The 15,889-nt window shown below is 71.5% G+C and carries 12 protein-coding genes and 1 pseudogene; 11 read left to right on the forward strand and 2 right to left on the reverse strand.

All coding sequences use genetic code 11. The features are described 5' to 3' along the window. Positions 1-266: 266 nt before the first annotated feature. From ACFY1P_RS31120 to ACFY1P_RS31155, 8 genes and pseudogenes are all read left to right on the forward strand, one after another. Complete coding sequence (locus ACFY1P_RS31120) at positions 267-1,403, forward strand: zinc-binding dehydrogenase (protein WP_390752507.1); 1,137 nt, start codon at positions 267-269, stop codon at positions 1,401-1,403. Between the two features lie 121 nt (positions 1,404-1,524). Beyond that, the gene (locus tag ACFY1P_RS31125; protein ID WP_390752508.1) at positions 1,525-2,847 is read left to right on the forward strand and encodes an amylo-alpha-1,6-glucosidase; all 1,323 of its coding nucleotides are present in this window, start codon (positions 1,525-1,527) and stop codon (positions 2,845-2,847) included. Positions 2,848-2,849: 2 nt separating this feature from the next. Further along, a complete protein-coding gene (locus ACFY1P_RS31130; RefSeq protein ID WP_390752509.1) occupies positions 2,850-3,821 on the forward strand; it encodes a Gfo/Idh/MocA family protein in 972 nt (323 codons plus the stop codon). A gap of 82 nt (positions 3,822-3,903) precedes the next feature. Next, positions 3,904-6,357, forward strand: a pseudogene (locus tag ACFY1P_RS31135) (sugar phosphate nucleotidyltransferase); the annotation flags it as partial. Positions 6,358-6,583: 226 nt separating this feature from the next. After that, entirely contained in the window at positions 6,584-7,300 is a 717-nt protein-coding gene (locus ACFY1P_RS31140) for an HAD family phosphatase (RefSeq protein ID WP_361521492.1), read from the forward strand. 118 nt (positions 7,301-7,418) lie between these two features. Then, positions 7,419-8,171: a GntR family transcriptional regulator gene (locus ACFY1P_RS31145; protein ID WP_361521489.1), complete on the forward strand. Its 753-nt coding sequence runs from the start codon at positions 7,419-7,421 to the stop codon at positions 8,169-8,171. 63 nt (positions 8,172-8,234) lie between these two features. After that, positions 8,235-8,624: a hypothetical protein gene (locus ACFY1P_RS31150; RefSeq protein ID WP_361521486.1), complete on the forward strand. Its 390-nt coding sequence runs from the start codon at positions 8,235-8,237 to the stop codon at positions 8,622-8,624. A gap of 77 nt (positions 8,625-8,701) precedes the next feature. After that, positions 8,702-9,370, forward strand: coding sequence for a class I SAM-dependent methyltransferase (locus ACFY1P_RS31155; RefSeq protein WP_390752510.1), 669 nt, complete (start codon positions 8,702-8,704; stop codon positions 9,368-9,370). Here ACFY1P_RS31155 and ACFY1P_RS31160 read toward each other — a convergent pair. Then, positions 9,301-9,945 (reverse strand): N-acetylmuramoyl-L-alanine amidase, encoded by a 645-nt coding sequence (locus tag ACFY1P_RS31160; RefSeq protein ID WP_390752511.1) that lies wholly within the window; start codon positions 9,943-9,945, stop codon positions 9,301-9,303. The genes ACFY1P_RS31155 and ACFY1P_RS31160 overlap by 70 nt on opposite strands. 258 nt (positions 9,946-10,203) lie before the next feature. Here ACFY1P_RS31160 and ACFY1P_RS31165 point away from each other — a divergent pair, with 258 nt between their 5' ends. Genes ACFY1P_RS31165 through ACFY1P_RS31175 form a run of 3 tightly spaced genes read left to right on the forward strand, consistent with a single transcriptional unit; the run spans position 10,204 to position 15,148 of the window. Then, on the forward strand, positions 10,204-11,574 hold the full coding sequence (locus ACFY1P_RS31165) for a pyridoxal phosphate-dependent decarboxylase family protein (RefSeq protein ID WP_390752512.1): 1,371 nt from the start codon (positions 10,204-10,206) through the stop codon (positions 11,572-11,574). Next, positions 11,571-12,314, forward strand: a complete 744-nt coding sequence (locus ACFY1P_RS31170; RefSeq protein WP_390752513.1) for a hypothetical protein — start codon at positions 11,571-11,573, stop codon at positions 12,312-12,314. Before ACFY1P_RS31165 ends, ACFY1P_RS31170 begins: the two co-directional genes overlap by 4 nt. After that, entirely contained in the window at positions 12,299-15,148 is a 2,850-nt protein-coding gene (locus ACFY1P_RS31175) for a pyridoxal-dependent decarboxylase (RefSeq protein WP_390752514.1), read from the forward strand. Before ACFY1P_RS31170 ends, ACFY1P_RS31175 begins: the two co-directional genes overlap by 16 nt. Here ACFY1P_RS31175 and ACFY1P_RS31180 read toward each other — a convergent pair. Then, a complete protein-coding gene (locus tag ACFY1P_RS31180) occupies positions 15,117-15,527 on the reverse strand; it encodes a hypothetical protein (RefSeq protein ID WP_361521469.1) in 411 nt (136 codons plus the stop codon). The two genes, ACFY1P_RS31175 and ACFY1P_RS31180, sit on opposite strands and share 32 nt — an antisense overlap. Positions 15,528-15,889 lie beyond the last annotated feature (362 nt).

Genomic DNA, 15,889 nt, shown 5'->3' on the forward strand with positions numbered 1-15,889 from the left:
CGTGAACGGTATGCCGATCCACCCCGTGAAGGATTTACATCACAGCGTGAAGCTGTGCGCTGTTTCTTACGCTCATAAAGCCAAATATGTCTCCTATCTCCAGGCTGGCTATACAGCCATACAGGTGCCAGAGTCTCCTTCGAGCAGGTGCCCCCACCTGCGCCCTGGCGGACTGACTTCGCACGGCCGACACCCGTAGGCAGCGCGGCCTTTCGGGTGCCTGGCGAATGTCTCCGCCGCAACCGCTCGTGTTCCATGGAGAGTTCGTGCACGCGTACCTGATGACAGCACCCGGTGAAATCGTCCGCTCGCAGGTCCCCGACCCCGTATGTCAGCCGGACGAGGTGCTGTTGGAGACCGAGGCGGTCTCCATATGCTCCACCGATGTCTCCTACTTCAGGGGTCATCTCTTCCCCGACGCCTGGCCGATCATTCCCGGGCACGAGTACGTGGGCCGTGTCCTGGAAGTGGGTTCGCGGCTGAAGGGGGCCGTGGAGCCCGGCGAGCGCATCTGCTACTGGGGACAGACCGACTTCGGCGGGATGGCCGACTACCGTGCCCTTCGCCCGCTCTTCCCGGGGCAGCGCGGCATGGAGACCACCTGGTACACCGAGCGGAACTTCTACGACGCCGACCAGGCCGCGGCCGTCGTCCTGCCGGACTCGATCCCCTCCGACCTGGCCACGATCATCGAGCCGCTCACCTCCGTCCTGCGCTCCCTGCTGCTCAATCCCCCCAAGCCGGGGGACAATTGCGTCGTGCTCGGCTGCGGCCCCAGCGCCCTGCTCGCCGTCCAGGTGCTCGACCGCTATCTCGGCGCGGGCTCCGTGACGGTGCTGGACCGCAACAACCTCCGCATGGAGGTGGCCTGCCGTTACGGCGCCACGCGCTCGTTCAACACCGAGAGCCAGGCCGCCGAACTCGACACCTTCGTGCACGAACACCACGACCAGTACGCCGACTACGTCTTCGACGCCCTGCCGCACATCGACAGCCCCGGCGACGGCCGCAAGGACATCCGGGAGTCGGCCATGGGCCTGCTGCGGCCCGGAGGCACCTATGTCCTCTACGGCGCCACGGCGGTTCCGCAGATGTTCAACACCTGGATGATCCTCGCCAAGGGCCTCAAGCTCCGCTCCACCCCCTTCGACGTCCGGCAGTTCCCCATGACGCGCTCCGCGCACGTGGCCAGCGTGGCCCTGCGGTTGATCGAGACCGGACTCGTGGACGCGCGCCCGCTCGTCACGACCCGGGTGCGGCTCGAGGACGAGGAAGGCGTCCGCCGGGGATTCACCGCGTACGGGCAGGGCGCCTCGATGAAGACCTCGATGCTGGGCAAGGGAATCCTGCCGGGCGCCCCGGAGGGCCGGCGGACCGCGGAGGAGATCGTGGTCCCGGCCTGACGAGGTTCGCGGGACCACTGCGCATCCGGCCGGCAGACGGCCACTTGAGCCGGTTGCCACCGAAGGGGCGGACGGCCCCTTCGGTGGCAACCGGCATCGCCAGGAACACCACGGAGCTTCGATGAACGAGATGAGTGCGGGCAAGGCGGCGCGGGCGGCAGCCGCGATGCTCGCGGCCAACCGGCGGACCGGCTATTCCACCGGCGCGCGGCACGCCTACGACTACACCTGCCCGTCGCCCGAGACCTACCCCTTCCAATGGGCCTGGGACAGCAGCTACCACGCGATCGCGCTCGCCCACCTGAACCCGCGACGCGCGCGCACGGAGCTCTCCTCGCTGCTGTCGGCCGTCACCGCGACCGGTTTCCTGCCGCACATGATTCTCTGGCAGGACGAACTGCGCCCGAAAGCGACCCAGGAGTTCAAGATCGACGTGTGGGAGGAATGGCGGTCGGTCACGATCGCGCCCCCCGTCGTCGCCAGGGCGATCGAGCACGTCTACGAGGCCACCGGCGACCGTGCCTGGCTGCTGGAGGTGCTCCCGGCCGCCCTCGGCTTCTTCGCCTGGCTGCGGGAACACCGCACCAGCCCCGCCACCGGGCTCCTGGAGATCTACCAGCCCGACGAGTCGGGCCTCGACATGAGCCCGAAGTACGACCGGGCACTGGGAATCCAGGACTCCTTGCCGAGCACCGTCGCCGCCGACTGGCACAGCGCCATGCGCAACCTGCTGGACGGCTACGCGGACAACCGCCACCCCGAGAGCCCGCTGCGCGAGGCACGGACCTTCGTCTGGAACGACGTCCTGGTCAACTCCATCTACGCCGACGGCCTGATGGCGCTCTCCCGCCTCGCGGAGGCCGCCGGGCTGCCCGACGCCACATCGGCCGGGCTGGCCCGCGGGTCCGAGGAGATCTGCGGGGCCCTGGTGCGGCACTGCTGGGACGACGACGCGGGCGCCTTCTTCGACCTCGACCTGGTGACCGGGGAACGCGTTCCCGTACTGACCGCGAGTTCCCTCTTCCCGATCATCAACGACTCCGTCCCGGACGGCATCGCGAAACGGGTCGTCGAGGAGCACCTCCTCAACGAACGGGAATTCTGGCACCGTTACCCGGTCTCCAGCGTGTCCGCCACCGAGCCCACCTTCGACCCCGACTTCGGCACGGCGGCGATCTTCCGCGGTTCGAGCTGGATGAACCTCAACTGGTATCTCCACGGCGGCCTGCGCAAGCGCGGATACCACCACGAAGCACGCCGGCTCGCCCTGCGGAGCGCCGAATGCGCCGCCGTCGCGGGAATGCGGGAGTGCTACGGCCCCCACGACGCCGGGGGGCACGGAGCCCGGTCGTTCGGGTGGAGCTCGCTCGTACTGGACCTGCTGGCCACCGAAGGACTGCCACTGACCGACGACAACGGCGACCAGCTCTTTCTGAAGGACTGACCATGGCGAACTGGGGCTTTCTCGGAGCGGGTTCCATCGCGGAATCGAGCCTGGGACCGGCGGTGCGCTCGGGGCAGGGCGCACACCTTTACGCCGTCGCTTCCCGGAGCACGCAGCGCGCGTGGTCGCTCACACCGGAGAAGGTGTACACGAATTACCCGGACCTCCTCGCGGATCCCGCCGTCGACATCGTCTACGTCGCCCTGCACAACGCCGCTCACCGTGAATGGGTGGAAGCGGCGCTGGCCGCCGGGAAGCACGTGCTGTGCGAGAAGCCTCTCGGCCTGTCGGCCACGGGAGTGGACGCGATGATCCGCGCGGCGCAGGCCGCCGACAGGCTGCTGGTGGAAGCCGCCTGGAACCGCTGGCACCCGCGCACCCAGGAGCTGGAGAGCCTCGTCGCATCGGGCGCGATCGGCCAGGCCGTCCACGTCACGTCACGGTTCCACGGCCTCGCCCCGGCAGCGGGGAACTACCGGCTGGACAGCGCGCTCGGAGGCGGCGCGTTGTACGACGTCGGCTACTACGCGATATCCGCGACGCTCGCGGCATTCGGCTGGCGGACGCCGCGCGTCGAAAGGGTCAAGCACCAGAGGTGGACCCCCACCTCCGCGGATTCCTCCCTCACGATGACGCTCACCTTCCCCTGCGGAGGCACCGCGGACATCGAGTGCTCGCTCACCGGCACGCTGGAGGAGGAATTCACGGTCCGCGGGACCGACGGCGCGATCTCCCTCTCCTCCCCGGCCTTCACCGCCGGAGTCCAGCCCTCCCGCCTCGACGTCACCAAGGACGGGTGCACGACCGACGTCAGGCACTATCCGGCGGTGGACCCGTACCGGCTGATGGTCGAGGACATCGAACGGTCCCTGGCGGGCGGGACCGCCTACGTCATGCCGCTCCGGCAGACGCGGCTGATCGCCCAGGTCATCGACGCGGCACGCACGGTCATCGGATTCCCGCCAGGCAGATGACTCCTGGAGTGACGGATCCCGTCACCGACCGACGGAGATCCCTGCCTGCCGGAAGTCCCGACCAAGGAAGGTTGCATCACCGATGAAAGCCGTAGTAATGGCGGGCGGCGAGGGCTCGCGCCTGCGCCCCATGACCTCCGATCTGCCCAAACCCCTGCTGCCGGTCGCAGGCCAGCCGATCATGGAACACGTGCTCAGGCTGCTGGGCAAGCACGGCATGAACGACACCGTGGTGACGGTCCAGTTCCTCGCCGCCCTCATCAAGAACCGCTTCGGGAACGGCGAAGAGCTCGGCATGCGGCTGCACTACGCGCACGAGACCACCCCTCTCGGCACGGCCGGAAGCGTCCTGAACGCCGAGGCGGAGCTGCGCGACGACACATTCCTCGTGATCTCCGGGGACGCGCTCACCGACATCGACCTCAGCGAACTCATCGCGTTCCACCGCGCCAAGGGAGCCCTCGCCACCGTCTGCCTGACCAGGGTCCCCAACCCGCTGGAATTCGGCATCACCGTGACCGGGGAGGACGGCCGGGTCGAACGGTTCCTGGAAAAGCCCACCTGGGGCCAGGTGTTCACCGACACCGTCAACACCGGCATCTACGTCATGGAACCCGAGATATTCGACTACGTCCCCAAGGACGGCCCCGCCGACTGGGCCGGTGACGTCTTCCCCCGCCTGCTCGCCGAGGGCAAGCCGGTGTACGGATACGTGGCCGACGGCTACTGGGAGGACATCGGGACCCAGGAGAGCTACCTCAAGGCCCACACCGACATCCTCGAAGGCCGGGTCCGCGTCGACCTCCCCGGATTCGAGACATCGCCCGGCATCCGGATCGCCCAGGGCGCCGAGGTCCATCCCGACGCCGAACTCCGGGCCCCCTGCCACATCGGCGCCCACGCCAGGGTCGAGGCCGGCGCCGTCATCGGCGCCCACACCGTCATCGGCCCGAACACCCTGGTGGCACCGCACACCGTCGTGGAAGCCGCCATCGTCCACGAAGGCGTCTACATCGGCCCCGCCGCCCGGCTGCGCGGCTGTGTGATCGGCCAGGGCACCAGCGTCATGAGCGGCGCCAGCGTCGCCGAGGGCGCCGTCGTCGGAGCGGCCTGCACCATCGGCGAGGACTCGGTCGTCACGGGCGGGGTCCGCGTGTATCCCGAGAAGGTCGTCGAAGCGGGTGCCGTCGTCAACTCCTCCCTCATCCGCGAATCCCGCAACCAGGCCAGCCTGTTCGGCCCCGACGGGGTCTCGGGGATCCTCAACGTCGAGATGACCGCCGAGCTGATGGCCAGGCTCGCCGGCGCGTACGCCACGACCCTGCCCCAGGGAGCCTCCGTCACGGTCGCCCGCGACGACTCGCCCGGCGGGCGGGCCCTGTCCCGCGCGTTCACCGCGGCCCTGCAGTGCGCCGCCGTCGACGTACGGGACATCGAGTGCGTGCCGCTGCCCGTGGCCCGGCAGCAGACCGCGCTGCACAGCGCGGGCGGCGTCGTGATCCGCACCGTCCCCGGCACGCCGGAGCGCGTCACGGTCCTCTTCCTCGACGAGCACGGAGGCGAACTGTCCCCGGCGACCCGGCGCAAGCTCGACCGGGTCTACGCACGACAGGAGTACCGCACCCACCCCAGCGCCGTCGGAAGCCTGCACAGCCCCGCCGGCGTCGTCGACTCCTACGCCGGCACGCTGCTCGGCACCGTGGAGACGTCCCACATCCGTGCGGCCGGGCTGAAGATCGTGGTGGACGCGGCACACGGCAGCGCCGGGGCGTTGCTGCCCCGGCTCTTCGGGGCCCTGGGCATCGACGCCCTCCTCATCAACACCACCCCGGACCCGGCGGCGCACACCAAAGCCACGGATTCCGACCGCCTCGCCGAACTCGTCACCTCCGCGCGCGCCGCCTTCGGCGCCCGCATCGACCCGGCCGGTGAACGCCTGACCATCGTCGACGACCAGGGCCGCCGCATGGCCGCGGACCTGGCACCCCTGGTGCTGATGGACCTGGTCACCAGCCGATGGCCCGGCGAGCGGATCGCGCTGCCCGGCACCGTCTCACGCGCCGCCGAACGCCTCGCCACCGCGCGCGGCACCGAGGTGCTCCGGACGGCCGCCTCCGCGTACGCCCTCGGCCAGGCCGTCCGCGAGGGGGACGTCCGCTGGGCCGCCGACGGACGCGGCGGCTTCATCGTCCCCGCCGTGTCCGCCGCCCCCGACGCCTTCGCCGCGCTCCTGCACCTGGCCGGCCTGCTGGCCCGTTCCCCGGAACCGCTCAGCAGCGTCGTCGCCCGCACCCCCGTGCCCCACGTGCTGCACCGCACCGTGCCCACCCCATGGGAGACCAAGGGCGCCCTGATGCGCACGCTGACCCACACCGCGCCCGGAAACCTGGACAGTTCGGTCACCGAAGGCGTCCGCATCGTCGACGGCCCCGACCGCTGGGTCATGGTCGTGCCCGACCCCGCCGAAGCCGTCACCCACCTCTGGGCGGAGGGCCCGGACCAGGCCGCCGCCCGCGCCCTGCTGGAGCGGTGGGCCCTGCGCGTCGGCGAGACGGTGGCCGCGCACACCCCGCCGCGGCAGTCCACCGGCAAGGCCCCGCACCCCGGGAAGCAGCCGGCTCCCGCGTCCTCACCGGCCGCGAAGACCGTTCTCACGGACCTCGCTGTGCTGGACACCGCTTCGCGATGAGGCCCGGGGAACCGTCCGTGTCCGGCATCCGGCCGGCCGCGGAGCAGCCCGTACCGACCACCCAGGAGGCACCGTGCCACCCCCAGCTCCCTACCCTCTGACGACGGAGATCGAGGCCGTCGTCTTCGACTGCGACGGCCTGCTCGTGGACACCGAATCCTGCTGGACGCGGGCCGAGGCCGCGGTCTTCGAGGAGCACGGCCACGCGTTCGGCCTGGAGCAGAAGAAGCTGCTCATCGGAAGGACACCGACGGACCTCGGCTTCATCCTGGCCGAGCACTTCGGGTGCCCCGGGCAGGAGGCGGCCCTCACCGCCACCCTCCTGGACCGGGTGCGCCAGGAACTCGAAGAAGGGGTCTCCCTCCTTCCCGGCGCCCTGGACCTGGTGCGTACCTGCGCCGAGCGCGTACCGGTGGCCGTGGCCAGCAACAGCCCCCGGCCGCTGCTGGAGATCGCGCTGAACTCCACCGGGCTGACCGGCCTGCTGCCCGTCTCTCTCTCGGTCGACGACGTGCCGCACCCCAAGCCCGCGCCCGACCTCTACCTCGCCGCCTGCGCCGCTCTGGGCGCAGGCCCCGCCCGCTCCGTCGCCTTCGAGGACTCCCGCACGGGCGTCGCGGCCGCGCGCGCCGCCGGGCTGAACCTCGTCGTGGTCCCCTCGCTGCCGGACGCGGAACCGGGCACGGAGTCAGGTGACGACTGGCTGCTGGAATCCCTGGCCGACCCCGCCCTCCACCAATGGGCGGACGCGCTGACCGTCTCGCCCGGCAGCACCGCCCTCCAGGGCTGAACCGGATCCGCCCGGCGGGAGCCCGCGTGGCCGTGGGCTCCCGCCGGAGACGAGGCTGGTCGCCTGTCCGGCTGGTCGCCTGTACAACTGAGCGGAATCCCCTTCCCCGGAGGCCCCAGTGAGACCAGACTTCACGCCCAGGTACTACCAGATCGAGCAGGCGCTGCGCGGCCGGATCGCCAAGCTGCGCCCCCACGACCTGCTGCCCTCCGAGTCGGAACTGTGCGCCGAGTTCAACGTCAGCCGCATGACCGCACGGGCGGCCGTCCAGAAGCTCGTCACCGAGGGCCTGGTCTACCGCGTCTCCGGGCGCGGGACGTTCGTGGCGGAGCCCCCGACCCACCGCCGGGCGGAGAACCTCGTCAGCTTCAGCGAACACACGCGCAGGCAGGGCTACGAACCCACGTCGAGACTGCTCCACGCGACCCTGCGCCCCGCCATGGAGGAGGAGGCGAACCGGCTGCTCCTGCGGGGGCCGGTGGACGTGGTGGAGATCAGCCGGGTGCGCCTGGCCGACAACGTCCCGACCGCACTGGAGCGGGCCGTCTTCCCCCCGGAGCTGTCCGGCCTCCTGAAGACCGACTTCGTGGCCGGCTCCATGCACGAGGCACTCGCGGACCTCGGCAAGCTCCCCACCCGAGGCCACTCGTCGATCAGGGCAGGCGTGGCGGACGCGTACGAAGCCGACCTGCTCGCGGTCGCGCCGGGGACCGCCCTGCTGATCGAGGTACGGCTGATCCTCGATCAGCACGACCAGCCGTGCGAACTCACCGAGTCGCGCTACGTGGGCGACCGTTACGTCCTCGATGTCGCTTTCGAGGTCGACGCTTCCGGAGCGCGGAAGCCCGAATCCCCTGATGCGGGCCGCTGAGCCGCGCTCTCGGGCATGCTGGTGCTTCCCTGTCGTGGGACTCGGGTGAACCAAGGGGAGACCATGCGCATACGGATCGACGCGACGACGGACGACGAACGCAGAGCCGTGGCGGACCTGTACGAGTGGCTGCGGCAGGACCCCGGAGTGCGGCGCGGCGCCACGGTGGAGCGGGTGCGCCCGTGGCGGTCCGGCGGGGCCATGGGAACGGTCGAGATCATCAACGTGATCCTGGGCCAAGGCTTCACGGCACTGAACCTGGCGCTGTCCTACGCCTCCTGGCGAACCGCCCGCCCGGCGGCACCGCCCCTCGTCATCAACATCGCGGGCCGCACGATCGTCGCACAGGACAGCTCGGAGGAGACGATACGCCGCCTGGTGGAGGCACTCGAACAGGCAGCCGCGGCCACGGACGCCCACAACACAGCGAGCCGGACACCGGACCCCGAATGACGCATGCGCCTGAACCACCCGGACGAGACCCTGAACCACCCGGAGGAGGCACGGCCCGCACGAGCACACATGACGCCATGAACTACTGGAACCACAACGTGCACTACCACCCGCTCGTGCTCGACGCCGTGCCGCCCGGATGCCGCTCGGCCCTGGACATCGGCTGCGGCGAGGGACTGCTCGCGCGCGAACTGGCGGTGCGGGTCCCCTCCGTGACCGGCGTGGACGTCTCCGGCGGGATGATCCGCCTGGCCCGCGAACACGGCTCGCATCTGCGCAACGCGGCCTTCGTGGAGGCGGACTTCCTCGACGACGCCCACGGCCTGCTCGGCGAAGGGAAGTACGACTTCGTCAGCGCGGTGGCGGTGGTCCACCACGTCGAGTTCTCATCGGGGGTCAAGGGCATCGTCCGTCTGCTCGCGCCGGGCGGCCGTCTGGTGATCATCGGCCTGGCCCGCGAGCGGACCCCACTGGACTGGATTATCTCCGGTGCCGGCGTCCCCGCCGCCCGCCTCAACGCCCGTCGCCACGGTGGCAAGACCGACCCGGACGGCATGCCCGTCCGTATGCCCGCTATGACCTGGGGCCAGGTCCGCCGGGAGGCGAAGCGGCTGCTGCCCGGATGCCGTTTCCGCCGGCATCTGCTGTGGCGCTACTCCCTCGTCTGGGACAAGCCTCAGGCGGCAGACGTCCGGACGAGTCCCAGATACCGGTCCCAGTCCCAGTGCGGCCCGGGGTCGGTGTGATCCGTGCCCGGGACCTCGGAGTGGGCGACGATGTGGGACCGGTCCGCCGGGATCGCGTAGCGGGCGCAGATCTCCGCGGTGAGCCGGGCCGACGCCGCGTACATCGCCTCCGTGAAATCGCCGGGCCGGTCCACATAACCCTCGTGCTCGATCCCGACGCTGCGCTCGTTGAACTTCCGGTTCCCGGAGTGGAAGGCCACGTCGAGCTCGCGCACGGTCTGCGCGATGTGGCCGTCCTTGCGTACGACGTAGTGGGCGGCGGCCTGGTGCAGGGGGTCGCGGAAGACCCGGAGGGCGTCGCCGTAACCGCCCTGGACCACGTGGACGACGACCCGGTCCACGGTGTAGTCGGCGGGCCGCTCCGCCCGCCGCCAGTTCGCCGGCGACGCGGCGACCCACTCCGCGCCAGCGTGATCAACCACGCCCTCCGTGCGCGGCCTCTCCCGCCCCGAGGCGCCCCACCACCGCCTGAGCCCGTCCTGCCCCGCGTACGCCGCCACGGCCGCCGCGGCGCCGCCGCCGATCAGCAGCCCACGTCTGCTGATCACGCGTGACCGGTCCCGTTCCTGCTCCACCCGCGCCCCCCGAGCCTCGTCCGTTCTGACGGAGAACGCCCGCGGCACCCCCGCCGGTTCCGGCCGGGCTGAAGGTCCGTCAGCGTGCCCGCGCCGTCACCGGGCAGGTGCCGGGGAGCGCGCCACGGCGCACAGCCACCCTTCGGAGCCTCCCCGTTCGGGTGAGTCCGCAGCCGAGCGCCGCGCACCTGGAGGGGCTGTGGCTACGGTTGCCCGGATCGGTCGGTCGGTCGGGCTGTGGCGCCGGGGGGGGCGGGCATGGAGCTGAAGCGGTGGCTGGAGCACGGGGTCGAGGCGTTCGAGGCGTGGACCCGGTCGTACGAGGAGTACGCGGTGCACCCGGCCATGGAGGTCGCCGAGGAGCCCTGCGCCGAGGCGTTCGCCGAACTGACCGGCAGGCTGCGCGGCAGCTATCCGTTCTTCCACCCCTGCTACGCGGGGCAGATGCTCAAGCCACCGCACCCGGCCGCTGTCGCCGCGCACCTCGCCGCGATGCTCGTCAACTCCAACAACCACGCACTGGACGGCGGCCCCGCCACATCCGCCATGGAAGAGGAGGCGGTCGGCCAACTGGCCGCCATGGTGCGCCTGGAGACCCCGCTCGGGCACCTCACCAGCAACGGCACCGTGGCGAATCTGGAGGCGCTGTTCGTCGCCCGGGAGAGCCACCCGGGGCGCTCCGTCGCCGTCAGCTCCGAAGCCCACTACACGCACGCGCGGATGTGCCATCTGCTGGGCGTGCAGGTGCGCACCGTACCGGTCGACGCCGGGGGACGGATGGACGTGGCGGCACTCGAGCAACTGCTGGCCTCGGGGGACGTGGGCACGGTCGTCGCCACCGCCGGGACCACGGCCCTGGGCGCGGTCGATCCCGTGCACCGCATCGTGACACTGGCGCGGCGGTACGGTGCCCGAGTCCATGTGGACGCCGCCTACGGCGGGTTCTTCACGCTGCTCGCCGAGGACCCGCTCATGGACGAGGCCACCGCCGAGGCGCTGCGGGCCGTCGGGCAGAGCGACTCGGTGGTGATCGACCCGCACAAGCACGGCCTCCAGCCCTACGGCTGCGGCGCGGTGCTCTTCGCCGATCCCACGGTGGCCCGCTTCTACCGGCACGACTCTCCCTACACCTATTTCACCTCCGCCCGGCCGCACCTGGGGGAGATCAGTCTGGAATGCTCGCGGTCGGGGGCGGCCGCGGCCGCTCTGTGGCTGACCCTCCGGCTGCTGCCCCTCACGCGGCAGGGACTGGGCGGGGTGCTCGCCGCGGGGCGCCGCGCGGCCCTCCGATGGGCCGGCCTGATCGACGGCTCGCCCCACCTGGAGATCTACCAGCGACCCGAGCTGGACATCTTGACCTACTACCCCCGCACGGAGCCCGCCGCCCTGTACCGGGTCGGCGCCGCGTCGCAGGAGGTGATGCGACGCGGCATGGAAGCCAAGGAGAACCCGGTGTTCCTCAGCATCGCGCGGGTCGGCGCGGACGCCTTCGCCCGCCGCCATCCGCACGTCGTGCGCGACGGCGAGGACACACACATCCTGCGCAGCGTCCTGATGAAACCGGAGAGCGAGTTGTACGTGGACCGCCTGCACCGCCGCGTCGCGGAACTCGCGAGGCCGGCGGAGTGACGGCCTGCGAGAACGACTACGACCGGTACTTCGGCATCCTCCGGGAACCGGTACCGCCCGACACCGCGCACCTGCGGACGTACCTCCTCGGCGACCTTCCGCACACCGGCCTCGACGAGGACCTGCGCACCACGCTCGTCACGGGGCTGCGGCTCGCCTCCCACATCGTCGAGGCGCGGTCCCCGGCGTTGTTCGGCACGGCACCCGTGGACGGACTGCCCTGCGCGCTGCGCCGCTGGAAGCTCGGCCACCAACTGCTCCACTTGCTTCTCACGGCCATGAACACCACCCTGGACGGCGCCTCCCTCGCCGGCACCGAGGACGCCTCCCGGCATCAACTGGCCCGGGAATTCAAGGAGTTGCGTCAGCTGTACGACGCCGCCACCGCTGCCATGGAATACGCCGCCGACTTCCCCGCGGCCGTCTATCAGGAAGTGGTCCGCCCGACCATGGAGCCTCCTCACATGCCGCCGGGCTTCTCGGGGGTGTTCAACCGGGACCACCGTGCCATGGTGCGCCGCATGCGTGGTCTGGAGCGCATGGTGCGGGAACTTCCCCGGGACACCGCGCCTCTCGAAGCGGTTCACCGGGAAGCGGCCGCGCTCCGCACGGCTCAGCGTCGCAACCGCCGTCACCACGGCAGGGTCTGCGAGCGGTGCGTGCCCGGTGGGTCCTCACTCCTGCGCGCCCATTTCGCCCAGCGCCCGCCCCGGGAGGGAGCACCATGCGACACAGGCTGAACGACCGCGCCGGCAGCGGCGGTCCATCTGCGGAGGACGTCGGGGACATCGAGGGGATCGACGCCGACACCGGCCGGAAGCTGCTGGACGACCTGCTCGACGAGGCCGTGTGGCTGGACCACTGCCCGTTCGTCAGCGCGTCGTTCGGCCCGGCACCGGCCTGGCTCCGCCATGAACTGGTCTCCGCGTTCCAGCCGTTGCCCGTGCCGCCGCCCGCAAGCCTCCACGGCACGCCGGGGCCGCGCCGGGTGTGCGTCTCGTTCGCGCCCGAGCATGGCCCCAACGCCCGTACGTGGGCGCGCACCCACGGCTACCGATTGCTGGCACCGGAGGCCGGAGTCACCGCCTGGGCGGCGGACAAGATCAGCGTGCTGGAGCTGTTCGAGGAAGCGGGAGTGGCCACCCCGCCGTGCCTGGTCGTCCCCGCGACCGGGCGGGCACCGGCGAAGGCGTACTGGCCCGACGACTGGCCCGGGGCAGTGGCCCAGCGCAGGCAGAACAACCTGATCGGACGGGGGACCGTCCCGCTCGGCTCCCCGGCCGAACTCGAACGCCGCCTCGCCGCCTGGCCGGACGAGCCGGTCCGGCTCAGCCGGCTGGCTCCCGGGATCTCCCTGACCGTCACGGCCTGCGCCGGACCGGACAGGACGGTGGTCTCGGCCGTCTCCCACCAGCTGGTGGGACTGCCCGAACTCGCCGCCTCCTGGGGCACGCACTGCGGCAATCAGCTCGTGCACCCCGGTGACGTGCCGGACGGGCTGTACGGACAGGCCCGCGAGGCGGCGCGGCGCGTGGGCGAGGTGCTGCGCGGCCGCGGCTTCCGGGGCGTCTTCGGCCTCGACCTCGTCGAGGAGGGCGGCCGGCTCCTGGCCATCGAGGTCAACCCCCGCTTCCAGACAGTGGTCTCCCTCGTCCAGACCGCCGAGCGCGCGGCGGGACTCCTGCCCTCACTGGGGCTGCACATCCTCTCCTTCCTCCTGCCCGCGCTGCCGACGCCCGTGCCGGGGACGCTGCCGCCGGGACCGCGCCGCCCGAGCCAGCTCGTCGTCCACGCCGCCGAGGACACCACGGTGCACGGCCTCGCCCCAACCGGGCGCTACCGGCTCGACGGCCGGGCGGCATCGGGCCCGCTCACCACGCCTTCGGACCTCGCCGGGCTCCACGACGACGAGGCCCTGTGCTGGACCATCGCCCGCCCGGGCCCCGTCACCGCCGGCCAGGAGCTGGCCCTGCTCCAGTTCGAGCACACCGTCGGCCCCCTCGAACCCCGGCCCCGCCTCCATCCGGAGGCACTGGCCTGGATTGCCTCCTTCCACGACCGGTCCCGGACGGAAGAGGACGGCGCGTCGGCCACCGGCGAGGCCGCGCCGCCCCTGCTCCGGCTGCCCGAGGCAGCGATGCGCACGGCGGGCCTGCACACGCTCGGGCTCATCATCGAGCGGTTCACCACCGCCCGTGCGCACCCGCCCCTGCGCGTCCCGTCCCCCGAGGACCTACGCGCCGCCCTGGACGAACCCCTGCCCGAGAACGGCACGGACGACCTGCGCCCCGTACTCGACCGCGCCACCCGCGACGCCCTCGGCGAGGCGACCCGCCTCGACCACCCCCGGAGCTTCGCCTTCACCCCGTCCACCGGAAACTTCCCGGCAGTGCTCGCCGACGCCCTCGCCTCCGCCTACCTCTCCGTACCAGGGGCATGGCTGGTCGGCGCCGGACCCACCCAGCTCGAACTCACCACTCTCGGCTGGCTCAAGGCACTTCTGGGCCTGCCCGCGGAGGCCGGTGGCCTCTTCGTCAGCGGCGGCTCCGTCGCCAACCTCACCGCCCTGGCCGTCGCGCGCGACCACCACCTCGGCGACGACTTCTCCCGCGCCCGCCTCTACTGCTCCACCCAGGCCCACCCCTCCATCGCACGTGCAGCCCACCTCCTGGGACTCACCCGCAGACACCTGTCCGTCGTACCCGCCGACCACACACTCCGTCTCGACCCCGCGGAGGTCGCGCGGCGCATCACCGACGACCGCTCCGCCGGCCTGCGCCCCTTCGCCGTCGTCGCCACCCTCGGCACCACCGGAACCGGTGCCGTCGACCCCCTCGACGACCTCGCCGGCCTCTGCGAGCGCGAAGGGCTCTGGCTCCACATCGACGGCGCCCACGGCGCGGCGGCAGCCGCCACCGCCCGCGGCCACGGCCTGCGCGCGGCACTGCCCCGCGCCGACTCCCTCACCGTCGACCCGCACAAATGGCTCTTCCAGCCCTACGAGATCGGATGCGTCCTCCTGCGCCGCCCGGAGCTGCTGCCCGCCACCTTCGACCTGGCACGCCACGCCTTGGACACCGGCTATCTGACCCCCACCGACCCCCGGGGCGACGAGGTGAACCTCTCCGACCACGGTCCCCAACAGAGCCGCGCACTGCGGGCGCTGAAGCTGTGGCTGTCGTTGAAGGCCTTCGGCGCGGGAGCCTTCCGGCAGGCGATCGAGCACGGCATGGACCTGGCCGAGCACGCGGCAGCCCTGATCACGGACCAGCCCGAACTGAGGCTGGTCACGCCGGCCAGCCTCGCCGTCCTCACCTTCCGCTACCACCCGGCCGACGCCCCGCCCGGCTGGGACGCCGACGCCGCGCAGGAGCACATCAGCCGGGCGGTGTGCGCGGAAGGCGAGGCGCTGCTCCTCACCACCCGGGTGCACGGTGCGACGGTGCTGCGCATGTGCACCATCAACCCCAGCAGCACCCAGGACGATGTCGCCTATGTGCTCCAGCAGGTGGTCCGGCACGGCCGCCGGTCGCTGAGCGCGCTCAGAGAATCGACAACTCCGAAGGGCCGGTGATCTGCGGCACTCCCTGGTCAGTGGCACACGACGGTACGTCGAGCGTGAGCTGGGCACCGGGAGAGGCGACGGTCCGCCCCCGGAACGCGCCCGACACCACCTTGCCGACCACCAGCACGACGGCCTGCCCGGCAACCTGCTGGACATTCCCCATGGGATAGACCACCACGCTCTTCTCCCCGTTGGCCCAGGTGATCTTCTCCACCGTGGTGGCATCGGAGGCGAAGCACCCGTTCATACCGCCGCCGCTGATCTCGGACTTGGCGGAGGCGAAGCCCGGTGCGGCGGCGGGACAGGTGTAAGCGCCGCTCCCGGTGATCAGGGTCTTTCTCGCTTTCAGGCCGAGCCCCGGGGAAAACCCGACGGTGTTGGTCCCCACGCAGCTGACGGTCCCTGCCGACTCGTGCGCCTCCGCCGTGAACGGCCCAGCCGCCACCATCCCCACAGCCAAGGCCGCACTCCCGCACGTCTTCGCCCACGACCTCACCCAGCGCATGACACATCCCCCTGCTCGCAACAACCGCTTCCGGAACTGGAATTGTCCCGTTCACGGAGGCACACGCACGGCCAACGCCAGTGAATTCCACCGAGGACCGGCAGCTCGTGCCACGCGGGGGGCGCACGCGCCGGGCCTGCCCACCGGTCCGCCCCGTCCTGGACGTTTCACCGCGGCATACTCGTCGACGTCCACCGACACCACTGTCCGCCGACCCGGTAAGGCGCCGGCTCTCGCGCTAGTGT

The organism is Streptomyces sp. NPDC001407 (assembly GCF_042895325.1).
Lineage (GTDB): Bacteria > Actinomycetota > Actinomycetes > Streptomycetales > Streptomycetaceae > Streptomyces.